This is a genomic window from Glutamicibacter sp. M10, assembly GCF_025452055.1.
Lineage (GTDB): Bacteria > Actinomycetota > Actinomycetes > Actinomycetales > Micrococcaceae > Glutamicibacter.
This window is the reverse complement of the sequence record NZ_CP104918.1, coordinates 433,959-458,631: the sequence shown is the minus strand read 5'-3', so window position 1 is coordinate 458,631 and position 24,673 is coordinate 433,959. Positions and strand designations below refer to the sequence as shown.

Here is a 24,673-nt window from a genome sequence, read left to right as displayed (position 1 = left end):
TCTAGAATCAGGAGAACCCTCGTGGATTCCACTGCAGTCGAAGCCGATCTGGCGCATGTTCTGTACACCAAAGAAGAAATTCAGGCACGCGTGGCAGAGCTCGCCGCGCAGATCGACAAGGACTACAAGGGCCGCGACATTCTCGTAGTGGGTGTGCTCAAGGGTGCTGTGATGATCATGGCTGACCTGGTCCGTGCGCTCGAGTCGCACCTGACCATGGATTGGATGGCAGTATCCTCCTACGGTTCGGGCACCCAGTCCTCCGGCGTTGTACGTATCCTCAAGGACCTTGACTCGGACTTGATGGGCAAGCACGTTTTGATCGTTGAAGACATTATCGATTCAGGCTTGACCTTGTCATGGCTGAAGTCGAACCTTGAATCCCGTGGCCCAGCCTCGGTAGAAATCTGTGCACTATTGCGCAAGCCAGAGGCAGCCAAGGTTGAAATCGACGTTAAGTACGTCGGCATGGACATTCCTAATGAATTTGTCGTGGGTTACGGCCTGGACTACGCGGAAAAGTACCGCAACCTAGATTGCGTGGGCACCCTGGCTCCGCATATCTACCAGTAGGGAACTTTTTCGCCATTAGGGCGTTGAGAAGTATCGAAGGTGGCGTGACCCGGACGCCTTAGTAGTGCGTGAGGGGGATGCGTGAGGCGCGGGGCCTTGCGGATCAATGAAAACGAAGAAGCTTTTTAACAGCTGGATCATTTGGGTTTTACTTGGCGTTATCGCTGTTGCGCTGTTCTTGCCGATGGTCTTTGGCAATAACTCTGCCAAGGTAGACACCTCGGTGGGTATGTCGCAGCTAACCAGCGGCAACGTCACCGACGCCAAAATGTATGACAAAGACCAGCGAGTCGACCTGAAACTACGCGATCCCCTCAAGGTGGATGGCGTAGACAAGGGCAAGTCGGTGAGCTTCTACTACTCCACCGCACGTGCTGGTCAGGTTGTTAACGCGATCAATAAGGCCGAGCCAGATAAGTTCACCGATCAGCCGGTGGAAAGCAACTGGTTGCTTTCCATGCTCGGCTTGATTGTTCCGTTCTTGCTGATTGCCGGTATTTTCTGGTTCATCCTCGCCCGCTCCCAGGGCGGCGGCTCCAAGGTCATGCAGTTTGGTAAGTCCAAGGCGAAGCTGATCACCAAGGACATGCCACAGGTGACCTTCAAGGACGTTGCCGGTGCCGATGAGGCCGTGGAAGAACTCCACGAAATCAAGGAATTCCTGCAAGAACCAGCTAAGTTCCAAGCCGTGGGCGCCAAGATCCCTAAGGGTGTGCTGCTCTACGGCCCTCCAGGTACCGGTAAAACCCTGCTAGCTAAAGCCGTCGCCGGTGAAGCTCAGGTACCGTTCTACTCGATCTCCGGTTCTGACTTTGTTGAAATGTTTGTTGGTGTGGGTGCTAGTCGCGTCCGCGACCTGTTTGAACAGGCCAAGAACAATTCCCCAGCGATCATCTTTGTTGATGAGATCGACGCCGTAGGTCGCCACCGCGGCGCCGGTATCGGTGGCGGTAACGATGAGCGCGAGCAGACCCTGAACCAGCTGCTGGTGGAGATGGACGGCTTTGACGCCACCACCAACGTCATCCTGATCGCTGCCACCAACCGTCCTGACGTTCTGGACCCAGCCCTGCTGCGCCCAGGCCGCTTTGACCGTCAGATCCCAGTGGAAGCACCGGATCTGAAGGGCCGCGAGCAGATCCTGGCAGTACACGTTAAGGGCAAGCCAATGGATGCCACCGTGGACTTGAACGCTGTAGCCAAGAAGACCCCGGGTTACACCGGTGCCGATTTGGCCAACGTGCTCAACGAAGCTGCCCTGCTCACCGCACGCTCGAACGCCAACCTGATTGACGACCGCGCACTGGATGAGGCCATTGACCGCGTCATGGCCGGCCCGCAGAAGCGTACCCGACTGATGGACGAGCACGAGCGTAAGGTCACCGCGTACCACGAGGGCGGACACGCTCTGGTGGCTGCGGCGATGAACCAGACCGCACCGGTCACCAAGATCACCATCCTGCCTCGTGGCCGCGCCCTGGGTTACACCATGGTGGTTCCGGAGTCCGATAAGTACTCGGTGACGCGCAACGAATTGCTGGACCAGATGGCCTACGCCATGGGTGGTCGTGTGGCTGAAGAGATCGTCTTCCACGATCCTTCCACCGGTGCCTCAAACGACATCGAGAAGGCAACCGACACCGCACGCAAGATGGTCACCGAATACGGCATGAGCGACAAGGTGGGCGCAGTACGCTTGGCCGGCACGGCCGCGGACCAGCAGATGGGAACTTCCTCGCGGGAGTACTCGGATGAAATGGCCCACCTGGTGGATCAGGAAGTGCGCGAGCTGATCGAGCAGGCCCACAACGACGCCTACCAAGCACTGATGATCAACCGCCACGTGCTTGACCGCCTGGCCCTGGCCCTGCTGGAACACGAGACGCTGAACCAGAAGGAAATCGCGGAGATCTTCACCGATCTGCAAAAGCGCGAAATTCGTGATGTGTGGCTGAGTAATCAGGAACGCCCAGTGCACGCACAAGGCCCGGTGTTAAGCCCCAAGGAGCGCGCAGCTTCCTCGACCGACTAGGATCGAAGCGTGAGTGAACAACAACAGATCGATCAGCCGCGAATCGCGGCAGCCGTCCGCGAGATTCTCGAAGCCATTGGTGAAGATCCTAATCGCGACGGCCTGGTAGACACCCCAAACCGGGTTGCTAAGGCCTACGCGGAATTCTTCGCCGGCTTGCACCAGAACGCGGCAGAGCACCTGTCGACCACTTTCGACATCGAGCATGACGAGATGGTCCTGGTCAAGGACATCCCGTTCTACTCGACCTGCGAGCACCACCTGGTGCCCTTCTACGGATCGGCGCATATCGGCTACATCCCGGGCAAGGGCGGCAAGGTCACCGGCCTGTCCAAACTGGCTCGCTTGGTTGAGGTTTACGCCCGTCGCCCGCAGGTTCAAGAACGCTTAACCACGCAGATCGTTGATTCGCTGGTGGAGCACTTGAACCCGGCCGGGGCGATCGTAGTCATCGAATGTGAGCACATGTGCATGTCGATGCGCGGGGTGCAAAAGCCCGGAGCAAAAACCGTGACCAGTGCGGTGCGTGGACAGCTGCGGGAAACCGCCACACGCGCCGAAGCCATGAGCCTGATCCTCGGAAGGTAGGAACCTCTTGTCCCTTGGAGCTATCCCGGGCACCGGCCCGAACACCAGCCCATTGCCAGTGATCCGCAAGTCCAAGAAGAAGACTATGGCTGATCTTCGCACCGACCGCACCCTGGTCATGGGCATCCTGAACGTCACCGAAGATTCCTTCTCCGACGGCGGGAAGTACCTTTCGATCGATGCCGCCATCGATCAAGGGCTGAAGTTGCTGTACTCGGGTGCTGACATCATCGATGTCGGCGGAGAGTCCACGCGCCCCGGCGCCAAGGATGTTGACCCTGCCCTGGAGCAGTCGCGGATCATCCCGGTCATCGAAGCCCTGGTGAAAGCCGGAGCGGTGGTATCGGTAGATACCATGCACGTGAGCACGGCGCGGGTTGCCATCAACGCCGGTGCCCACATCATCAACGACGTGTCCGGGCTGACCTATGAGCCGGGCATGCCGGAATTGATCGCTGAAACCGGTGTACCTTATGTGCTGATGCACCGCCGCGGCACTGCACAGAATATGGTGGCCGAAGCAAATTATCAGGACGTTGTCACCGAAGTTATCGATGAACTACGTAGCCTACGTGACGAATTTGTGGCCAAGGGTGTGGCGCCTGAGCAGATCATCATCGATCCAGGACTGGGCTTCGCCAAGGATGCGGAACACAACTGGGCCCTGTTATCCAACGTTGCGGCCATCGAAGAGCTGGGTCACCGAGTACTGATCGGCACCAGCCGCAAACGATTCTTGGGTTCGCTGCTCGCCGAGGCCGGTACTAGCCGCAAGCCACTTGAACGCGATATCGCCACCGCGGCAACCACCGTGCTGGCCGCCAAAGACCAGGTCTGGGCCGTACGGGTTCACGACGTAATTGGCAGCCGCGACGCCATTGAAGTCGTGCAGGCTTATGGATCGCATTAGCATCTACGGCATTTCTGCCACCGGCTATCACGGGGTCTTTGACCACGAAAAGCGCGACGGGCAGAAGTTCATCATCGACGTGGTGCTCCACGTTGATATCACCCGAGCCGCCGCCAGCGACAACGTCTTAGACACCGTGCACTACGGCGAAGTCAGCGAGCTGGTGGTTGAACAGATTCAGGCCGGGCCGTGGGATTTGATCGAGAAGCTGGGCAGTGAAATTGCCGAGGCGATTCTCGCCGCCTACCTGAGCGTGCTGGAAATTGACGTGGTGGTTCATAAGCCGCAGGCGCCGATTCCGGTGCCTTTTACCGACGTCACCATCTCGCTGACCCGCACGCAGAAGCGGCACACCGCCATCATTGCCCTCGGTGCCAACCTGGGTGACCCGCAGGCCACCTTGGCGGCTGCGGTGAAAGACTTGGCGCAAGAGCTAGAAATTCTGCGCTGCTCGCCATTGGCCATCACCAAACCGGTCGGTGGCCCACCAGATCAGCCCGATTACACCAATCAGGTGATCCAGGTTCGCACCACTTTGTCGGCGCATCAGCTCTTGGATTTATGCCAGAGCATTGAGGCCAAGCACCATCGCACCCGCGAGGTTCGCTGGGAAGCACGCACCTTGGATCTGGACCTGATCACCTACGATCACCTGCGGTTGAGCGATGAACGGCTGACCTTGCCACATCCACGGGCCGCGATACGCGGTTTTGTGCTGGCCCCATGGAGCTGGATGGACCCCGACGCGGTACTTGAGGGCCAACTGGTTTCCCGGTTGGCCGCCAACGCCGCCGATACCAAGGACATCATCCGGTTATGAGCAAGCTGAAGCTGCGTTGGGTTCTGTTGTGCGCCGCGTTTGGCGCGGTGGCTGGGTGGATCGCACTGAGCGCACTGACCGCCGCCGGGCGCTACGCCCCGGTACTGGATTACTCGGCGCTGTTCTCCCTGGCTGCGGTCTGCGCGGTGATCCTCTTTTTGGGGATCCGGGTTAAACGATCCTCGATGGGAAAATCCCACTTTGAGCCGATCGCCGCAGCCCGCACCCTGGTGCTGGCCCAAGCCTCGGCCTACGCCGGAGCGGTGATTACCGGCTGGCACCTGCCATCGATCCTGACCCTCTGGCTGGCCAGCGGTCAAAGCCCCACCCTGAGCCGCGGATTGGTCCTGGCCGGGGCCGGTGTGCTTATGGTGGTTATTGGCTACATTGTCCAACACCTGTGCAAGCTACCCCCAGAGGATACCGATGACAGCAACGACTCCGTGGTCACCGAATAGCTTCACCCCGGCACACCCGAGCTACTTCAAAGTGAAGCTCACCACCTGGGCGATCACCTGGGGAGTAATCCTGCTGGTGACGCTGATTCCGGGGTGCTCCTACTGGCCGGGGTTTCCACGCCCCTATGGTTGGCGATCGCCGCTCCGGTGTTGGCACTGGTGATTGCCCTACTGATCTTGCGGATTCTGCGCCGCCAAGTGTTAGCCCTTGGCTACCTAGAGCGCGAAGAAGACTTTATTGTCCGATCCGGGGTGATGTGGCGCAAGCAGGTGGTCATTCCCTACGGGCGGATGCAATACGTTGAGGTCAACAGCGGTCCCTTGGAACGACGTTTCGGACTGTGCCAGCTGACCTTAAACACCGCAGGCGCCGGAGCCACCGCCCACGTGTACGGCTTGCCCGCGGAGCAAGGCCAAGCCCTGCGTGAACGGCTGGTCTCGGCCGGCGAAGAGAAATGCTGTGAGCAACAACGACACATGGCAACGGGTGCACCCGGCCAGCCCCTTTGTTCATGGCTGGCTGGCCATCGTTGGTTTGCTCTACATCTACTGGCAGAACACCGATGAGCTGTCCTTCGCCGAACGCTTCGCCGGAGACCGGCTGCTATGGACCCTCGGCTTAGCTGGCGCGGCCCTACTGGTGGTGCTCGCCTTCTATTTCCTGTCCTGGTATTTCACCCGCTACAAGCTCACCGAAAGCCACGTTTACGTTAATTCCGGCACGCTGTTTCGCAGCCAAAAACAGGCGCGCATCGATAAGGTGCAGGGCATCGATATTGCCCAACCGTTGGTTGCCCGCCTACTGGGTCTAGCCGAGCTCCGCTTTGACGTGGCCGATTCCTCCGAATCGGTACTGCGCCTAGCCTTCCTCTCCAAGGCCGACGCTCACGCCCTGCGCCAGCTCATCCTCGAACGCGCGAACTCAGGAACGCCGAGCGAAGCCAGGGTCCTGACCGATCCGGCAGACCCAAACCAAGCGGACCCAAACCCAGCAACCCTGCCACTGATGGCCAAGGTCCCGATCGGCCGGCTCTTAGCTTCCTTGTTCCTCCAGCTTCCGATAGTCATCGGCACGCTGGCCTGCCTGACCATGGTCATCTTGTGGCTCACCGGCGTCCAAGGGATCATCGCCGGTGTTTTGCCGGTGCTGCTCAGTTTTGGCAGCTGGTTCTACAAACAACTGAACCAAGGCTGGAACTACACCGCCAGCGCCATGGACACCGGGATGCGCATCAGTTACGGGCTGGCCGACACCCGGCAACACTCCATCCCCGCCGGTCGAGTCCAAGCCATTTGCGTCACCGCCCCGCTGCTCTGGCGCTTGGTCGGCTGGTACAAGGTGGAAGTCAACGTGCTGGGCACCAAAAACGATGACGCAGATAATTTTCAGGTCCTGCCCGTGGGCGACTTTGAATCGGTCACCCGCATCATGGGTATTTTGTTGCCCGATCTTGGCGTCATTAACCAGCGCGAGGTGCTGGCCACCGCGGTGAGCACAGGTTATGAGCACGGCTTCATCGGCTCCCCTCCCGGGCCAAGTCACTCTCCCCGGGAGCGTGGAAGCACCAAGGATTTTTAGTCACCGACACCACCGTGATCTCCCGCTACGGTTGGCTGGCCCGCACTGCCACCTTTGTCCCGCACTCTCGGGTGCAGGGAATGGAATTTAGCCAGGGCCCATGGGAGCAAAAGCGTAAACTAGCCGGGGTCCGCCTATTTTGTGCGGGCGGCAATATCATCGGCCACCTGCATCAGGTTGATGCGCAGATCGCAGCAGAATTTACCCTGGCCCAAGCCACACGCCAGGTCGAAAGGTAGAAGTGGACGCACCACGATTGGGAATCGGCATCATCTCGGCCGGCAAAGTTGGCACCGTACTAGGTGCCGCCTTAGCCGCCAGCGGACACCGAATCACCGGGATCCACGCGGTCTCCGAAGCATCGCAGGACCGCGCCGACGCACTACTGCCCGGGGTTGAAATCTTGGACCCGCCCGAAATTCTGCGACGCAGCGAACTGGTACTTTTTGCGGTACCCGATGACGTGCTTGGCGAATTAGTGGCCGGCCTAGCCACCGCCGGGCATATCCAACCCGGCCAGCTGATCGCACACACCGCCGGACGATTTGGCACCAGCATCTTACAACCGGCGCTAGATGTTGGCGCTTTTGGTCTAGCCATCCACCCGGCGATGACCTTCACCGGAATGAGCATGGATCTGGCCCGGCTCACCGACTGCGTTTTTGCGGTCACCGCCGATGAGGTGATGCTGCCGGTAGCCCAAGCGCTGGTAGTGGAAATGCGCGCCGAACCGGTGGTCATTGCAGAAGCCGATCGCGCCAGCTACCACGCGGCCCTGGCCCACGCCGCCAACCACCTGAACACCATCACCGCGCAGTCCGCCGATATTCTGCGCCGCATCGGGGTGGAAGATCCGGCCAATACCTTGCGCGCACTGATGAGCGCCAGCCTAGATAACGCCCTGCGCTCGGGAGCCGGCGCACTGACCGGGCCGGTGGCTCGCGGGGATATCGGCACCGTCACCGCACACCTCGACGCGCTATCCAGCGACCCGGCGGAAACCAACAATTCCTACCGCAGCCTCTCGAGGGCTACCGCCTTGCGGGCGGCCGATCGAGGGCTTATCTCACAAGGCACACTCGAAGAACTGTTGCGAGTTCTAGAATAGAGGGGTGAAAACCCCCAAAATTTGTAAAACCCGCCAGGAACTGAAGGCGGCCATCGCCGAGGCTAATCCCCGATCGTTGGGCTTTGTTCCCACCATGGGCGCCTTGCACCAGGGCCATGGTTCCCTGTTCCGTATCGCGCGTGAAGAAAATGAACTGGTTGTCATCTCGATTTTTGTCAACGAGCTGCAGTTCAACGACGCCGGCGACTACGCCCGCTACCCACGCCAGCTCCAAGCCGATGTGCAACTGGCTGCCGAGGCCGGGGTGGACATCATCTTCGCCCCCGAGGCGCAGGAGATTTACCACGCAGGTCTGCCATTGATAAAGCTGGCCTCGGGACGCATGGGTGAGCTGTATGAAGGCGCGTCACGTCCGGGCCACTTTGATGGCATGCTTGCCGTGGTCTCCAAGCTTTTGCACCTAGCTGACCCACGCCAGGGTGCGTACCGCGCCTACTTTGGGCAGAAGGACGCCCAGCAGGTGGTGTTGATCCGTCGTATGGTTGCCGACCTGGACTACCCGGTTGAACTTCGTTCGGTGCCGATCGTACGCAGTGAAAAGGGCCTGGCCCTCTCCAGCCGCAATGCCTTGCTCAGCGAGGCAGAGAAGGAAGCGGCCATGGTGTTGCACCGCTCCATCCAGCTCATCGCCGATCGTGCGGCCAACCATGAGCCACTAAACATCGAGGACGCCATTGGCCTGTTCCAAATGGAACCATTGGTTCAGCTTGACTACTTCACGGTGGTTGATCCCAACACCTTAGAAGAGCTGGCGTTTAACTGCCAGGACACTCCCTTCACCGGTGAAGGCCTGATCCTTGTGGCAGCCACCGTTGGCAAGGTGCGTTTGATCGACAACCAGCCGATCTCTGCCTAGCTTTTAGCCGAAGCGTTCTTAGCGGAAACGCCGCGAAGCAGCGGCAAGCACCTGGCGGAAACCCGCCAGCTCGGCGATGATCTCTTGGGCGGACTGCGGCGCGGTAACAAACTCAACCGCCTGCCCGGCATACACCGGGTCAATATCGACGGCAGCCTCTGCGCGAGCGGTCACCATCTTCTCGCGTAGTTCTTCGGTCGCATCCCAAGAGGACAAATCCTCGTGGGATGCGCTGAACTCATTGCGCAGGGCTCGACCGCGAAACTGCGCGGGCCAAGCAAGTTGCTGGGCAATATCAAACGCCCGGGTGTAGGTGGTGTCATCCATCCCGGATGCTCGCACTACCTGCTTGACGTTTTCATGTCCCAACGATTGTGTTGCAGATAAGAAACGGGTGCCGACCCACGCCGCCTGGGCACCCGCGGCCAGCACTGCCGCAACCCCACTGGCCGTGCCAACACCACCGGCAGCAACTACTGGCTTCAACTGTTGCTGTGTGGCCAGCTGTAGTAGTGGCAAGGTTCCGGCTTCATTGCGCCCATGCCCGCCGCCTTCACTACCACGGGTGATGATGATGTCGATGTCATCGTCCATGGCCCGTTCAAGCTCCGCTGCGTTGCCTACCTGCATTGCGGTCAGCACTCCGGCTTCGTGAGCTAGGGGCGCCCCACGGCTGACGTCGCCAAAACTTAGAGACACCAGCGTCGGACCGTATTCGAGGAAGATTTCCAGCGGGGATAGATTCGTTTTCAGAGACCACGCCATAAAGCCAACACCCCAGGGTGTATCAAGGGGAGGCAACGTGCCCAACTTGTTCCTGGATCCACTCTTCCTTTGAGGAACCGGATACTCCGATCATGCCGACTCCGCCAGCTAAGGAAACCGCCGCTGCCAAAGCGCCACCGGCAGCTCCTGCCATAGGTGCGTTGAAGTTCGTTCATGTGCCTCAGTAGGACAGCAAGGTTAATGTGACCTAGAACGCGGCCCCTCGATTTGTAACATCTTGGAAACCTCTGTATAGTTTTTATCTGTTGCCGGAACGGAAACAACACGAAATATACGAGTTGTTTACCCGGTGGCAAATCACTTTTCACTGAAGCGTTTCGACCGGTTTTGACCGGGTCACGGAACATGGTAGGCTAGAAAAGTTGCTCCGGAGCGAAGCGGTCACTGAGAAATGGTGGTTGTGGTGTCGAGAGTGTTTGTTGTTTGAGAACTCAATAGTGTGCCAAGTTTGTTGATACCGAATATTTATTTTATTTGGTGAATACATAACATTTGCTTGAGGCATTGCACCCCCGTGTGATGTTCTTGAGTGTTTTTTATTCGCCAGGACTTCATTGGTTTCGCCCTTATTTTCCGAGGGGTTGCTGATGGCTTTTTATTTTTTTATGGAGAGTTTGATCCTGGCTCAGGATGAACGCTGGCGGCGTGCTTAACACATGCAAGTCGAACGATGACCCCGTGCTTGCACGGGTGATTAGTGGCGAACGGGTGAGTAACACGTGAGTAACCTGCCCCCGACTTTGGGATAAGCCCGGGAAACTGGGTCTAATACCGGATATGACTTCTTACCGCATGGTGGGTTGTTGAAAGATTTATCGGTGGGGGATGGACTCGCGGCCTATCAGCTTGTTGGTGAGGTAATGGCTCACCAAGGCGACGACGGGTAGCCGGCCTGAGAGGGTGACCGGCCACACTGGGACTGAGACACGGCCCAGACTCCTACGGGAGGCAGCAGTGGGGAATATTGCACAATGGGCGAAAGCCTGATGCAGCGACGCCGCGTGAGGGATGACGGCCTTCGGGTTGTAAACCTCTTTCAGTAGGGAAGAAGCGAAAGTGACGGTACCTGCAGAAGAAGCGCCGGCTAACTACGTGCCAGCAGCCGCGGTAATACGTAGGGCGCAAGCGTTATCCGGATTTATTGGGCGTAAAGAGCTCGTAGGCGGTTTGTCGCGTCTGCCGTGAAAGTCCGAGGCTCAACCTCGGATCTGCGGTGGGTACGGGCAGACTAGAGTGATGTAGGGGAGACTGGAATTCCTGGTGTAGCGGTGAAATGCGCAGATATCAGGAGGAACACCGATGGCGAAGGCAGGTCTCTGGGCATTTACTGACGCTGAGGAGCGAAAGCATGGGGAGCGAACAGGATTAGATACCCTGGTAGTCCATGCCGTAAACGTTGGGCACTAGGTGTGGGGGACATTCCACGTTTTCCGCGCCGTAGCTAACGCATTAAGTGCCCCGCCTGGGGAGTACGGCCGCAAGGCTAAAACTCAAAGGAATTGACGGGGGCCCGCACAAGCGGCGGAGCATGCGGATTAATTCGATGCAACGCGAAGAACCTTACCAAGGCTTGACATGTGCCAGACCGCCTCAGAGATGGGGTTTCCCTTCGGGGCTGGTTCACAGGTGGTGCATGGTTGTCGTCAGCTCGTGTCGTGAGATGTTGGGTTAAGTCCCGCAACGAGCGCAACCCTCGTTCCATGTTGCCAGCACGTAGTGGTGGGGACTCATGGGAGACTGCCGGGGTCAACTCGGAGGAAGGTGGGGATGACGTCAAATCATCATGCCCCTTATGTCTTGGGCTTCACGCATGCTACAATGGCCGGTACAATGGGTTGCGATACTGTGAGGTGGAGCTAATCCCTAAAAGCCGGTCTCAGTTCGGATTGGGGTCTGCAACTCGACCCCATGAAGTCGGAGTCGCTAGTAATCGCAGATCAGCAACGCTGCGGTGAATACGTTCCCGGGCCTTGTACACACCGCCCGTCAAGTCACGAAAGTTGGTAACACCCGAAGCCGATGGCCTAACCACCTTGTGTGGGGGAGTCGTCGAAGGTGGGACTGGCGATTGGGACTAAGTCGTAACAAGGTAGCCGTACCGGAAGGTGCGGCTGGATCACCTCCTTTCTAAGGAGCTAACCATTATTATGGTTGCCCATGTCTGTGCACGAGTGTTGTACGGGTGGGTTGCTCATGGGTGGAATATCAATGAACTCAATACTGGAAAACGTGTGCACGCTGGTCCTCATTATGAGTGGTTGGGGTGTGTGTCGGGGTATTGGCTGTGGCTGTATGGTGTTGGTGCTTGCGAGTACGCATTGTTACTTCACATGAATGAATCCGTCCTTTTGGGTGGGTTTGTTGGTGTGTGGTGGTGGTGTTGGAATGTGGGTGTTGATGGTGTGTGGTTTGTATGGTTTGGCATGCTGTTGGGTTTTGAGGCAACAAGCCTCCGTCCCTGGTGGATGATTTGATCAAGTGTTGCGGTGCTGGCCTTTTGGGGTTGGTGTTGTGATGGTTGGTTGATTGTCTTCTTGGGTGGCGGGGTTCTTGGTGTTTCGGTGTTTGTCCTGTGTTTGCTGCAGGCATGCTCGGTACGAGCAATGGTCCTTTTGGGTTGTTGTTGGTGGGTGTGTTTGTGGGGGTGTGGGGTTGTTGTTTGGGAACTGTATAGTGAACGCGAGCATCTTGCAGATGAGATGAGTCTTATGACCCTTTTTCCTTGGGTTGTGGGGTGTTTGAGTCTTGTCTGTGTGATTTTGTTAGATTGTTTTATTGCTCAATTCTGAGAACTTTGTTTTGTGTTGAAGTTTTTAAGGGCGCACGGTGGATGCCTTGGCATCAAGAGCCGATGAAGGACGTGGGAATCTGCGATAAGCCTGGTGGAGTCGATAACCGGACGTTGAGACCAGGATTTCCGAATGGGGGAACCCCGCACCATGTTATGTGGTGTGACCTGCAGCTGAATGTATAGGCTGTGTGGAGGGAACGCGGGGAAGTGAAACATCTCAGTACCCGCAGGAAGAGAAAACAATAGTGATTCCGTTAGTAGTGGCGAGCGAACGCGGATGGGGCTAAACCGGTTGGTGTGTGATAGCGGATAGGCGTTGCATCATCGGGGTTGTGGGGTTGACATGTACCAGCGCTATCTTGCTGGTGGGATGAGGTGCAGGCGTATAGGTGAATCGGTTGGAATGCCGGACCATAGAGGGTGATAGTCCCGTAGGTGTAATGCGTGTCTGCCGTTCTAGTGTTGATACCCGAGTAGCACGGGGCCCGTGAAACCTTGTGTGAATCTGCCAGGACCACCTGGTAAGCCTGAATACTACTTGATGACCGATAGTGAATCAGTACCGTGAGGGAATGGTGAAAAGTACCCCGGGAGGGAGTGAAATAGTACCTGAAACCGTGCGCTTACAATCCGTTAGAGCCTGGGACTTGTTCCTGGGTGATGGCGTGCCTTTTGAAGAATGAGCCTGCGAGTTAGTGTTACGTCGCGAGGTTAACCCGTGTGGGGAAGCCGTAGCGAAAGCGAGTCTGAATAGGGCGTTTGAGTGGCGTGATCTAGACCCGAAGCGAAGTGATCTACCCATGGCCAGGTTGAAGCGCGTGTAAGAGCGTGTGGAGGACCGAACCCACTTCAGTTGAAAATGGAGGGGATGAGCTGTGGGTAGGGGTGAAAGGCCAATCAAACTTCGTGATAGCTGGTTCTCCCCGAAATGCATTTAGGTGCAGCGTTACGTGTTTCTTACCGGAGGTAGAGCTACTGGATAGCTAATGGGCCCTACAAGGTTACTGACGTTAGCCAAACTCCGAATGCCGGTAAGTGAGAGCGTAGCAGTGAGACTGTGGGGGATAAGCTTCATAGTCGAGAGGGAAACAGCCCAGAACGCCAACTAAGGCCCCTAAGCGTGTGCTAAGTGGGAAAGGATGTGGAGTTGCTTTGACAACCAGGAGGTTGGCTTAGAAGCAGCCACCCTTGAAAGAGTGCGTAATAGCTCACTGGTCAAGTGATTCCGCGCCGATAATGTAGCGGGGCTCAAGCACACCGCCGAAGTTGCGTCATTCAAATATTTGCTTGGTCTTCGGATTGGGCGTTTGGATGGGTAGGGGAGCGTCGTATAGCGGGTGAAGTCGCGGTGTAAACCAGCGGTGGACGCTATACGAGTGAGAATGCAGGCATGAGTAGCGAATGACGGGTGAGAAACCCGTCCGCCGAATGATCAAGGGTTCCAGGGTTAAGCTAATCTGCCCTGGGTTAGTCGGGGCCTAAGGCGAGGCCGACAGGCGTAGTCGATGGATAACGGGTTGATATTCCCGTACCGGCGAAGGACCGCCCATACTGAGCTGTTGATGCTAACCATGATGGATTCCAATTGTTGATGCCTTCGGGTGTTTTTGTTGGTTGATGTGGTGGGAACCGATGCAGTGAGGTCAGCGTATTAACAGGTGTGACGCAGGAAGGTAGCCGAGCCAGGCAATGGAATTGACCTGGTCCAAGGGTGTAGGACGAGTCGTAGGTAAATCCGCGGTTCATGATGTCTGAGACCTGATAGGCGCCCACTTTGGTGGGTGATTCGGTGATCCTATGCTGCCTAGAAAAGCATCGGCGCGAGGTCCCAGCCGCCCGTACCCCAAACCGACACAGGTGATCAGGTAGAGAATACTAAGGCGATCGAGAGAATCATGGTTAAGGAACTCGGCAAAATGCCCCCGTAACTTCGGAAGAAGGGGGCCTGCCCCGTGATCAGCTCTTGCAGTTGTGAGCGGGTGTGGGCCGCAGAGACCAGGGGGAAGCGACTGTTTACTAAAAACACAGGTCCGTGCGAAGTCGCAAGACGATGTATACGGACTGACTCCTGCCCGGTGCTGGAAGGTTAAGAGGACCGGTTAGCAACTTGTTGCGAAGCTGAGAATTTAAGCCCCAGTAAACGGCGGTGGTAACTATAACCATCCTAAGGTAGCGAAATTCCTTGTCGGGTAAGTTCCGACCTGCACGAATGGAGTAACGACTTCCCCGCTGTCTCAACCATGAACTCGGCGAAATTGCAGTACGAGTAAAGATGCTCGTTACGCGCAGCAGGACGGAAAGACCCCGAGACCTTTACTATAGTTTGGTATTGGTGTTCGGTGCAGCTTGTGTAGGATAGGTGGGAGACTGTGAAGCTTGGACGCTAGTTCAGGTGGAGTCATCGTTGAAATACCACTCTGGCTGTACCGGTCACCTAACTTCGGACCATGATCTGGTTCAGGGACAGTGCCTGATGGGTAGTTTAACTGGGGCGGTTGCCTCCTAAAATGTAACGGAGGCGCCCAAAGGTTCCCTCAGCCTGGTTGGCAATCAGGTGTCGAGTGTAAGTGCACAAGGGAGCTTGACTGTGAGAGTGACAGCTCGAGCAGGGACGAAAGTCGGGACTAGTGATCCGGCGGCACCTCGTGGAAGGGCCGTCGCTCAACGGATAAAAGGTACCTCGGGGATAACAGGCTGATCTTGCCCAAGAGTCCATATCGACGGCATGGTTTGGCACCTCGATGTCGGCTCGTCGCATCCTGGGGCTGGAGTAGGTCCCAAGGGTTGGGCTGTTCGCCCATTAAAGCGGTACGCGAGCTGGGTTTAGAACGTCGTGAGACAGTTCGGTCCCTATCCGCTGCGCGCGTTGGAAATTTGAGAAGGGCTGTCCTTAGTACGAGAGGACCGGGACGGACTAACCTCTGGTGTGTCAGTTGTACTGCCAAGTGCATCGCTGATTAGCTACGTTGGGAAGGGATAACCGCTGAAAGCATCTAAGCGGGAAGCCTGCTTCGAGATGAGATTTCCATGCACCTTGAGTGTGTGAGGCCCCCAGCTAGACCACTGGGTTGATAGGCAGGATGTGGAAGCAAGGACTAAAGACTTGTGTAGCTGACCTGTACTAATAGGCCGATGACTTTCAACACACAATATATACAATAATGACTAATAAGATCATTGCTGTTCGCGTTCACTATGCGGTTACGAGACAACAACTCGACAACCGAAACTAAACATGAGACTTGACAAGTAGTTTTTGTCGCATCGTTTCATACAACACCAGAAAATTGGTTTGTGTGCTTCGTGATTGTTACGGCGGTCATAGCGTGGGGGAAACGCCCGGTCCCATACCGAACCCGGAAGCTAAGGCCCACTGCGCCGATGGTACTGCACTCGTGAGGGTGTGGGAGAGTAGGTCACCGCCGGACTTAACTTAATAAAGATGAATGTTGGTTTGAGGCCCTAACCTTTTGGTTGGGGCCTCACCTGTTTAACCACCAACGGTGGGTTGGTTGCTGGTTGGTAGGGGTTGAGCTGAAGCTCGACCCCTTTTTTCTTGTTTAAAGAACTGGTGACAGCTGCCGGCTACAGCCGCCGACGAGGATGACGGGCCGGCAGGTTCCAGGTAGCACACGGAACAGGCACCAGGTGGTGCCGCAATTACTACTCTGCAGATATCCGTATCCAGTGCTCGGCAGTCTCATATCGGCATAATCCTGCCTATCGGATCTTTTGATGGGCACTAACCGTCGCTCTATTGGAATTTCGGTAATTTCTTGCCGAATTGGGCGACGTGATGAATGATAGAGAGCAGAATGTCGCCAATCGGCGAGATACTGCCGAAAGAAGATCATTCATGAACTCAGTGACGGAACTCGGTGCCGAACTGCAACGCGCACGAAAACAGAATGGTCTGACTCAGGAGCAGTTGGCCGAGCTAGCCGGCATCTCTGAACGTACGCTGCGCTCCTTAGAACGCGGAGCAGGAAACCCATCCATAGAAGCAGTGCTTTCTGTAGCGAATGTGCTCGGCCTGCGGATCGCCGTGGCCAAATGACCCCGCAACTCCAGGAACTCAAGCTTGTCACCCAAGCCGATGTCTACTGCAACGAAAGTCTGGCTGGCTATCTGGTCCGGCAAACCGACGGAAGTGTCGCCTTCAGCTATGGCGAAACCTATCTGGCAGGTGGCGGTTCGGCGATTGCTACATCTTTGCCGGTTTCTTCGGATTCGTACGTTGGACCCGGCGGTGCGCTGCCGGCGTTCTTCTCTGGTCTATTGCCAGAAGGCCACCGGCTCACTGTCCTCAAAGACGCGACTAAGACCAGCCTGTCTGACGAGCTGACGCTGTTGATGGCCGTTGGTTCTGACACCCCAGGCAATGTTCGTATAGTCCCAACAGGCTCTGCCTTAGAACAGACTCCTGTGGTTGCTGAATTCAGTAACGCAGCCAACCTCGACTTCTCTGTTCTCGCACATACTCTTGATCGACACTCCATACCTGGCGTGCAGGATAAGATCAGCGCAACGATGCTGACAACGCCAGTGAACTTCAAGAGCAACGCCTATCTGCTCAAGCTTGATCCTCGAGACCACCCGTATCTGGTGGTGAATGAGGCACAACATCTAGATGCTGCACGGGCGCTCAAACTTCCGGTGGCAAATCACCGGATCGTTCGGGACTCAGTGGGCAACTCAGGACTGTTGGTTGAGCGGTTCGACCGCAAAGCCAGTGGGGGACCGGATAATCCGCTTCGCTTAGCGCTCGAGGATGCCATCCAGGTACTAAACCTTCCGCCTGCGAGCAAGTATGCCGTGAGTACGGAACAAGTTATCGAGGCACTAGCGCGTCAGTGCCAGGCCCCGGTGCTCGCCAGACGCAATCTTTACATCCAGTTCCTCTTTGCTTGGCTGACTGGCAACGGCGACTTGCATGGAAAGAATGCTTCGATCCTGGCCGATGAGCATGGACGGTTTAGCGTTGCGCCCATCTATGACATCCCCTGCACCTTGGTCTACGGCGATGACACTATGGCGCTGACGGTTGCGGGTAAAGCAAAAAACCTCAAGAAGAAGCACTGGACGGAACTTGCAGCCGAGCTTGGACTAACTGAGCGTGCAACTCAATCGGCTAACCAGCTTGCCATGAAAGCGGCCATGGCGGTGGATCTCGAAGAACTCCCGTTTGATGGGTCGCCTCTTCGGGGTGCTCAACGAGAGCTGAGGTTCCGGCGCATGGAGCTGGAGTAGGTCTCTAGGCACTAATAGTTAGTCTGCTAGTACCGAGAATGCGGGTAGCTGCTCGTCTTGGCTTTTCTTCGCTTGGCCCTTTAGCCCAGTGGTCCAGGATGGATAGACACGGAAGCCGCGTTTACCTGGAGCGTTTGCTGAGGCGAAGACGCCCAGAGCCTCCAGGTGCTGTTGAGTGAACCGGAAGACTCCGAAGTGTTCGGCTTCTTCGATGAAAACCATGACTCCATGGAGTCCGACTTCAGACTCGAAGGGCACGGTAGCCCCGGTTGCGTCTCGTTGCCATATGGCTACGAACCCACCTGACTTCGTTGGCGTGATCCTTGCGGTCCGAATTCTCCACCGTTGTCCGTCGATCTCGGTGACCCCGGCTTGGTAATCGCTGTGCTGCTCTTCGGCAGTCAGCTCACTGTGCTCTTGCCCGGTGAGGAGGCAGTATCGTTCTAACACGGTGTACTTCAAAGACTTCATCCCGCTTTCCGTTGACCACCAAGGCAGCTGCAGTGCTCTGGCCGGTTACTACTAGCGGCTTCCGTGGATTCGGAGTGCACTGCTCCTACACCGTATCGGACGGGTGGGTACCTGCGTAGAACCGCATGACTTGTCATGGGCTAGGTCATCAGGGACAGCCGGACCGTGTTGGTAGTCTGCTGAGACCTAGGTGGTTGTAGGGCGAGCACCGTCTTCGAGCTCGCTACTTTCTTGGGTGACAGTCTTGCCCGGTCACGCTCCTGCGTGTGCAGTTATAGCTACGGCGGGTGTGCTGCCACTGATACAGCGCTCCTAGTATGCCGGTCCGTCTTATGGGACAGCGATTACGACCTTTTCAGAAATCTGATGCGCCACGCCTCGATGAACCAGCAACTAACTGCTGAGCGCGACCACGCCAATTATGGGCAGTGACTGAGCCTAAATTCAGGGCCGAAGCAACACCGCCGAAATTAAGTGTGCACGGTCACCGCCACAAACCACCTCACCGATTTGCACGACCCCCAAACCTGTGTATAGTTTTTCCTTGTCGCCGAGAGCAAAACGGAAGAAATAACCGGATGTAAATCGGAGGCAAAACCCCAGAATATCAACGGTTTTGCACAGGTCACTGTGGAAAAGATGTTGAAGAATGGGAACCATGAATACTGATTCAAATCACAAACAATTGATTTGACTTTCAGAAATTCACGGTGATAAGATTTGAATATAACGCTGGACGAAATTACCACCTGAAATGGCGGGTAAAGAACCGGTAAGTGTTTGTTGTTTGAGAACTCAATAGTGTGCCAAGTTTGTTGATACCGAATATTTATTTTATTTGGTGAATACATAACATTTGCTTGAGGCATTGCACCCCCGTGTGATGTTCTTGAGTGTTTTTTATTCGCCAGGACTTCATTGGTTTCGCCCTTATTTTCCGAGGGGTTGCTGATGGCTTTTTATTTTTTATGGAGAGTTTGATCCTGGCTCAGGATGAACGCTGGCGGCGTGCTTAACACATGCAAGTCGAACGATGACCCCGTGCTTGCACGGGTGATTAGTGGCGAACGGGTGAGTAACACGTGAGTAACCTGCCCCCGACTTTGGGATAAGCCCGGGAAACTGGGTCTAATACCGGATATGACTTCTTACCGCATGGTGGGTTGTTGAAAGATTTATCGGTGGGGGATGGACTCGCGGCCTATCAGCTTGTTGGTGAGGTAATGGCTCACCAAGGCGACGACGGGTAGCCGGCCTGAGAGGGTGACCGGCCACACTGGGACTGAGACACGGCCCAGACTCCTACGGGAGGCAGCAGTGGGGAATATTGCACAATGGGCGAAAGCCTGATGCAGCGACGCCGCGTGAGGGATGACGGCCTTCGGGTTGTAAACCTCTTTCAGTAGGGAAGAAGCGAAAGTGACGGTACCTGCAGAAGAAGCGCCGGCTAACTACGTGCCAGCAGCCGCGGTAATACGTAGGGCGCAAGCGTTATCCGGATTTATTGGGCGTAAAGAGCTCGTAGGCGGTTTGTCGCGTCTGCCGTGAAAGTCCGAGGCTCAACCTCGGATCTGCGGTGGGTACGGGCAGACTAGAGTGATGTAGGGGAGACTGGAATTCCTGGTGTAGCGGTGAAATGCGCAGATATCAGGAGGAACACCGATGGCGAAGGCAGGTCTCTGGGCATTTACTGACGCTGAGGAGCGAAAGCATGGGGAGCGAACAGGATTAGATACCCTGGTAGTCCATGCCGTAAACGTTGGGCACTAGGTGTGGGGGACATTCCACGTTTTCCGCGCCGTAGCTAACGCATTAAGTGCCCCGCCTGGGGAGTACGGCCGCAAGGCTAAAACTCAAAGGAATTGACGGGGGCCCGCACAAGCGGCGGAGCATGCGGATTAATTCGATGCAACGCGAAGAACCTTACCAAGGCTTGACATGTGCCAGACCGCCTCAGAGATGGGGTTTCCCTTCGGGGCTGGTTCACAGGTGGTGCATGGTTGTCGTCAGCTCGTGTCGTGAGATGTTGGGTTAAGTCCCGCAACGAGCGCAACCCTCGTTCCATGTTGCCAGCACGTAGTGGTGGGGACTCATGGGAGACTGCCGGGGTCAACTCGGAGGAAGGTGGGGATGACGTCAAATCATCATGCCCCTTATGTCTTGGGCTTCACGCATGCTACAATGGCCGGTACAATGGGTTGCGATACTGTGAGGTGGAGCTAATCCCTAAAAGCCGGTCTCAGTTCGGATTGGGGTCTGCAACTCGACCCCATGAAGTCGGAGTCGCTAGTAATCGCAGATCAGCAACGCTGCGGTGAATACGTTCCCGGGCCTTGTACACACCGCCCGTCAAGTCACGAAAGTTGGTAACACCCGAAGCCGATGGCCTAACCACCTTGTGTGGGGGAGTCGTCGAAGGTGGGACTGGCGATTGGGACTAAGTCGTAACAAGGTAGCCGTACCGGAAGGTGCGGCTGGATCACCTCCTTTCTAAGGAGCTAACCATTATTATGGTTGCCCATGTCTGTGCACGAGTGTTGTACGGGTGGGTTGCTCATGGGTGGAATATCAATGAACTCAATACTGGAAAACGTGTGCACGCTGGTCCTCATTATGAGTGGTTGGGGTGTGTGTCGGGGTATTGGCTGTGGCTGTATGGTGTTGGTGCTTGCGAGTACGCATTGTTACTTCACATGAATGAATCCGTCCTTTTGGGTGGGTTTGTTGGTGTGTGGTGGTGGTGTTGGAATGTGGGTGTTGATGGTGTGTGGTTTGTATGGTTTGGCATGCTGTTGGGTTTTGAGGCAACAAGCCTCCGTCCCTGGTGGATGATTTGATCAAGTGTTGCGGTGCTGGCCTTTTGGGGTTGGTGTTGTGATGGTTGGTTGATTGTCTTCTTGGGTGGCGGGGTTCTTGGTGTTTCGGTGTTTGTCCTGTGTTTGCTGCAGGCATGCTCGGTACGAGCAATGGTCCTTTTGGGTTGTTGTTGGTGGGTGTGTTTGTGGGGGTGTGGGGTTGTTGTTTGGGAACTGTATAGTGAACGCGAGCATCTTGCAGATGAGATGAGTCTTATGACCCTTTTTCCTTGGGTTGTGGGGTGTTTGAGTCTTGTCTGTGTGATTTTGTTAGATTGTTTTATTGCTCAATTCTGAGAACTTTGTTTTGTGTTGAAGTTTTTAAGGGCGCACGGTGGATGCCTTGGCATCAAGAGCCGATGAAGGACGTGGGAATCTGCGATAAGCCTGGTGGAGTCGATAACCGGACGTTGAGACCAGGATTTCCGAATGGGGGAACCCCGCACCATGTTATGTGGTGTGACCTGCAGCTGAATGTATAGGCTGTGTGGAGGGAACGCGGGGAAGTGAAACATCTCAGTACCCGCAGGAAGAGAAAACAATAGTGATTCCGTTAGTAGTGGCGAGCGAACGCGGATGGGGCTAAACCGGTTGGTGTGTGATAGCGGATAGGCGTTGCATCATCGGGGTTGTGGGGTTGACATGTACCAGCGCTATCTTGCTGGTGGGATGAGGTGCAGGCGTATAGGTGAATCGGTTGGAATGCCGGACCATAGAGGGTGATAGTCCCGTAGGTGTAATGCGTGTCTGCCGTTCTAGTGTTGATACCCGAGTAGCACGGGGCCCGTGAAACCTTGTGTGAATCTGCCAGGACCACCTGGTAAGCCTGAATACTACTTGATGACCGATAGTGAATCAGTACCGTGAGGGAATGGTGAAAAGTACCCCGGGAGGGAGTGAAATAGTACCTGAAACCGTGCGCTTACAATCCGTTAGAGCCTGGGACTTGTTCCTGGGTGATGGCGTGCCTTTTGAAGAATGAGCCTGCGAGTTAGTGTTACGTCGCGAGGTTAACCCGTGTGGGGAAGCCGTAGCGAAAGCGAGTCTGAATAGGGCGTTTGAGTGGCGTGATCTAGACCCGAAGCGAAGTGATCTACCCATGGCCAGGTTGAAGCGCGTGTAAGAGCGTGTGGAGGACCGAACCCACTTCAGTTGAAAATGGAGGGGATGAGCTGTGGGTAGGGGTGAAAGGCCAATCAAACTTCGTGATAGCTGGTTCTCCCCGAAATGCATTTAGGTGCAGCGTTACGTGTTTCTTACCGGAGGTAGAGCTACTGGATAGCTAATGGGCCCTACAAGGTTACTGACGTTAGCCAAACTCCGAATGCCGGTAAGTGAGAGCGTAGCAGTGAGACTGTGGGGGATAAGCTTCATAGTCGAGAGGGAAACAGCCCAGAACGCCAACTAAGGCCCCTAAGCGTGTGCTAAGTGGGAAAGGATGTGGAGTTGCTTTGACAACCAGGAGGTTGGCTTAGAAGCAGCCACCCTTGAAAGAGTGCGTAATAGCTCACTGGTCAAGTGATTCCGCGCCGATAATGTAGCGGGGCTCAAGCACACCGCCGAAGTTGCGTCATTCAAATATTTGCTTGGTCTTCGGATTGGGCGTTTGGATGGGTAGGGGAGCGTCGTATAGCGGGTGAAGTCGCGGTGTAAACCAGCGGTGGACGCTATACGAGTGAGAATGCAGGCATGAGTAGCGAATGACGGGTGAGAAACCCGTCCGCCGAATGATCAAGGGTTCCAGGGTTAAGCTAATCTGCCCTGGGTTAGTCGGGGCCTAAGGCGAGGCCGACAGGCGTAGTCGATGGATAACGGGTTGATATTCCCGTACCGGCGAAGGACCGCCCATACTGAGCTGTTGATGCTAACCATGATGGATTCCAATTGTTGATGCCTTCGGGTGTTTTTGTTGGTTGATGTGGTGGGAACCGATGCAGTGAGGTCAGCGTATTAACAGGTGTGACGCAGGAAGGTAGCCGAGCCAGGCAATGGAATTGACCTGGTCCAAGGGTGTAGGACGAGTCGTAGGTAAATCCGCGGTTCATGATGTCTGAGACCTGATAGGCGCCCACTTTGGTGGGTGATTCGGTGATCCTATGCTGCCTAGAAAAGCATCGGCGCGAGGTCCCAGCCGCCCGTACCCCAAACCGACACAGGTGATCAGGTAGAGAATACTAAGGCGATCGAGAGAATCATGGTTAAGGAACTCGGCAAAATGCCCCCGTAACTTCGGAAGAAGGGGGCCTGCCCCGTGATCAGCTCTTGCAGTTGTGAGCGGGTGTGGGCCGCAGAGACCAGGGGAAGCGACTGTTTACTAAAAACACAGGTCCGTGCGAAGTCGCAAGACGATGTATACGGACTGACTCCTGCCCGGTGCTGGAAGGTTAAGAGGACCGGTTAGCAACTTGTTGCGAAGCTGAGAATTTAAGCCCCAGTAAACGGCGGTGGTAACTATAACCATCCTAAGGTAGCGAAATTCCTTGTCGGGTAAGTTCCGACCTGCACGAATGGAGTAACGACTTCCCCGCTGTCTCAACCATGAACTCGGCGAAATTGCAGTACGAGTAAAGATGCTCGTTACGCGCAGCAGGACGGAAAGACCCCGAGACCTTTACTATAGTTTGGTATTGGTGTTCGGTGCAGCTTGTGTAGGATAGGTGGGAGACTGTGAAGCTTGGACGCTAGTTCAGGTGGAGTCATCGTTGAAATACCACTCTGGCTGTACCGGTCACCTAACTTCGGACCATGATCTGGTTCAGGGACAGTGCCTGATGGGTAGTTTAACTGGGGCGGTTGCCTCCTAAAATGTAACGGAGGCGCCCAAAGGTTCCCTCAGCCTGGTTGGCAATCAGGTGTCGAGTGTAAGTGCACAAGGGAGCTTGACTGTGAGAGTGACAGCTCGAGCAGGGACGAAAGTCGGGACTAGTGATCCGGCGGCACCTCGTGGAAGGGCCGTCGCTCAACGGATAAAAGGTACCTCGGGGATAACAGGCTGATCTTGCCCAAGAGTCCATATCGACGGCATGGTTTGGCACCTCGATGTCGGCTCGTCGCATCCTGGGGCTGGAGTAGGTCCCAAGGGTTGGGCTGTTCGCCCATTAAAGCGGTACGCGAGCTGGGTTTAGAACGTCGTGAGACAGTTCGGTCCCTATCCGCTGCGCGCGTTGGAAATTTGAGAAGGGCTGTCCTTAGTACGAGAGGACCGGGACGGACTAACCTCTGGTGTGTCAGTTGTACTGCCAAGTGCATCGCTGATTAGCTACGTTGGGAAGGGATAACCGCTGAAAGCATCTAAGCGGGAAGCCTGCTTCGAGATGAGATTTCCATGCACCTTGAGTGTGTGAGGCCCCCAGCTAGACCACTGGGTTGATAGGCAGGATGTGGAAGCAAGGACTAAAGACTTGTGTAGCTGACCTGTACTAATAGGCCGATGACTTTCAACACACAATATATACAATAATGACTAATAAGATCATTGCTGTTCGCGTTCACTATGCGGTTACGAGACAACAACTCGACAACCGAAACTAAACATGAGACTTGACAAGTAGTTTTTGTCGCATCGTTTCATACAA

18 protein-coding genes and 5 rRNA genes are annotated in these 24,673 nt (G+C 55.8%); 20 read left to right on the top strand and 3 right to left on the bottom strand.

What is annotated here, in order from left to right; translation table 11 throughout:
- Positions 1 to 21 precede the first annotated feature (21 nt).
- From hpt to panC, 11 genes are all read left to right on the top strand, one after another.
- Positions 22 to 573 (top strand): hypoxanthine phosphoribosyltransferase, encoded by a 552-nt coding sequence (hpt, locus tag N6V40_RS02250; protein WP_131089727.1) that lies wholly within the window; start codon positions 22 to 24, stop codon positions 571 to 573.
- A 106-nt stretch (positions 574 to 679) separates the two neighbouring features.
- Complete coding sequence (gene ftsH, locus N6V40_RS02245; protein ID WP_262198778.1) at positions 680 to 2,605, top strand: ATP-dependent zinc metalloprotease FtsH; 1,926 nt, start codon at positions 680 to 682, stop codon at positions 2,603 to 2,605.
- 9 nt (positions 2,606 to 2,614) lie between these two features.
- Positions 2,615 to 3,193, top strand: a complete 579-nt coding sequence (gene folE / locus N6V40_RS02240) for a GTP cyclohydrolase I FolE (RefSeq protein ID WP_131089729.1) — start codon at positions 2,615 to 2,617, stop codon at positions 3,191 to 3,193.
- Between the two features lie 7 nt (positions 3,194 to 3,200).
- Complete coding sequence (gene folP, locus N6V40_RS02235; RefSeq protein WP_131089730.1) at positions 3,201 to 4,103, top strand: dihydropteroate synthase; 903 nt, start codon at positions 3,201 to 3,203, stop codon at positions 4,101 to 4,103.
- On the top strand, positions 4,090 to 4,923 hold the full coding sequence (gene folK / locus N6V40_RS02230) for a 2-amino-4-hydroxy-6-hydroxymethyldihydropteridine diphosphokinase (protein WP_131089731.1): 834 nt from the start codon (positions 4,090 to 4,092) through the stop codon (positions 4,921 to 4,923). Before folP ends, folK begins: the two co-directional genes overlap by 14 nt.
- A complete protein-coding gene (locus N6V40_RS02225) occupies positions 4,920 to 5,381 on the top strand; it encodes a DUF3180 domain-containing protein (protein ID WP_131089732.1) in 462 nt (153 codons plus the stop codon). Before folK ends, N6V40_RS02225 begins: the two co-directional genes overlap by 4 nt.
- Before the next feature lie 93 nt (positions 5,382 to 5,474).
- Positions 5,475 to 5,948 carry a PH domain-containing protein gene (locus tag N6V40_RS02220; protein WP_262198775.1) on the top strand — a complete coding sequence of 158 codons (474 nt, stop codon included), beginning with the start codon at positions 5,475 to 5,477 and terminating at the stop codon, positions 5,946 to 5,948.
- A complete protein-coding gene (locus tag N6V40_RS02215) occupies positions 5,842 to 6,960 on the top strand; it encodes a PH domain-containing protein (RefSeq protein WP_262198773.1) in 1,119 nt (372 codons plus the stop codon). Before N6V40_RS02220 ends, N6V40_RS02215 begins: the two co-directional genes overlap by 107 nt.
- 14 nt (positions 6,961 to 6,974) lie before the next feature.
- The gene (locus tag N6V40_RS17560) at positions 6,975 to 7,199 is read left to right on the top strand and encodes a PH domain-containing protein (protein ID WP_396268221.1); all 225 of its coding nucleotides are present in this window, start codon (positions 6,975 to 6,977) and stop codon (positions 7,197 to 7,199) included.
- Positions 7,160 to 8,068 (top strand): Rossmann-like and DUF2520 domain-containing protein, encoded by a 909-nt coding sequence (locus N6V40_RS02210; protein ID WP_396268607.1) that lies wholly within the window; start codon positions 7,160 to 7,162, stop codon positions 8,066 to 8,068. The genes N6V40_RS17560 and N6V40_RS02210 overlap by 40 nt, the downstream gene beginning before the upstream one ends.
- A 4-nt stretch (positions 8,069 to 8,072) precedes the next feature.
- Entirely contained in the window at positions 8,073 to 8,945 is an 873-nt protein-coding gene (panC, locus tag N6V40_RS02205; RefSeq protein ID WP_131089736.1) for a pantoate--beta-alanine ligase, read from the top strand.
- A gap of 18 nt (positions 8,946 to 8,963) precedes the next feature.
- Here panC and N6V40_RS02200 read toward each other — a convergent pair whose 3' ends face one another.
- Positions 8,964 to 9,710, bottom strand: a complete 747-nt coding sequence (locus N6V40_RS02200) for an NAD(P)H-dependent flavin oxidoreductase (RefSeq protein WP_131089737.1) — start codon at positions 9,708 to 9,710, stop codon at positions 8,964 to 8,966.
- 22 nt (positions 9,711 to 9,732) lie between these two features.
- Positions 9,733 to 9,864 carry a hypothetical protein gene (locus N6V40_RS02195; protein WP_262198769.1) on the bottom strand — a complete coding sequence of 44 codons (132 nt, stop codon included), beginning with the start codon at positions 9,862 to 9,864 and terminating at the stop codon, positions 9,733 to 9,735.
- Between the two features lie 469 nt (positions 9,865 to 10,333).
- Between N6V40_RS02195 and N6V40_RS02190 the strand changes: the two genes are divergently transcribed.
- The 6 genes from N6V40_RS02190 to N6V40_RS02165 all read left to right on the top strand — a co-directional run bounded on the left by N6V40_RS02190 (position 10,334) and on the right by N6V40_RS02165 (position 17,772).
- Positions 10,334 to 11,858: ribosomal RNA gene (locus N6V40_RS02190) — 16S ribosomal RNA — on the top strand.
- A 20-nt stretch (positions 11,859 to 11,878) separates the two neighbouring features.
- Positions 11,879 to 12,205 (top strand): hypothetical protein, encoded by a 327-nt coding sequence (locus tag N6V40_RS02185; protein ID WP_262198064.1) that lies wholly within the window; start codon positions 11,879 to 11,881, stop codon positions 12,203 to 12,205.
- 329 nt (positions 12,206 to 12,534) lie between these two features.
- Positions 12,535 to 15,668: ribosomal RNA gene (locus N6V40_RS02180) — 23S ribosomal RNA — on the top strand.
- Positions 15,669 to 15,833: 165 nt separating this feature from the next.
- A 5S ribosomal RNA gene (gene rrf / locus N6V40_RS02175) occupies positions 15,834 to 15,950 on the top strand.
- The 16S, 23S and 5S rRNA genes sit together here, the layout of an rRNA operon.
- A gap of 428 nt (positions 15,951 to 16,378) precedes the next feature.
- Positions 16,379 to 16,579, top strand: a complete 201-nt coding sequence (locus N6V40_RS02170; RefSeq protein WP_131090756.1) for a type II toxin-antitoxin system RelB family anti-toxin — start codon at positions 16,379 to 16,381, stop codon at positions 16,577 to 16,579.
- Entirely contained in the window at positions 16,576 to 17,772 is a 1,197-nt protein-coding gene (locus N6V40_RS02165) for a type II toxin-antitoxin system HipA family toxin (RefSeq protein ID WP_131090755.1), read from the top strand. The genes N6V40_RS02170 and N6V40_RS02165 overlap by 4 nt, the downstream gene beginning before the upstream one ends.
- Before the next feature lie 18 nt (positions 17,773 to 17,790).
- On the opposite strand, the gene N6V40_RS02160 is transcribed toward N6V40_RS02165, so the two are convergent.
- Positions 17,791 to 18,243: a MepB family protein gene (locus N6V40_RS02160; protein WP_131090754.1), complete on the bottom strand. Its 453-nt coding sequence runs from the start codon at positions 18,241 to 18,243 to the stop codon at positions 17,791 to 17,793.
- 965 nt (positions 18,244 to 19,208) lie between these two features.
- On the opposite strand from N6V40_RS02160, the gene N6V40_RS02155 reads away from it, so the two are divergent.
- From N6V40_RS02155 to N6V40_RS02145, 3 genes are all read left to right on the top strand, one after another.
- Positions 19,209 to 20,733, top strand: a 16S ribosomal RNA gene (locus N6V40_RS02155).
- A 20-nt stretch (positions 20,734 to 20,753) separates the two neighbouring features.
- A complete protein-coding gene (locus N6V40_RS02150; RefSeq protein ID WP_262198064.1) occupies positions 20,754 to 21,080 on the top strand; it encodes a hypothetical protein in 327 nt (108 codons plus the stop codon).
- Positions 21,081 to 21,409: 329 nt separating this feature from the next.
- Positions 21,410 to 24,542: ribosomal RNA gene (locus N6V40_RS02145) — 23S ribosomal RNA — on the top strand.
- Positions 24,543 to 24,673 lie beyond the last annotated feature (131 nt).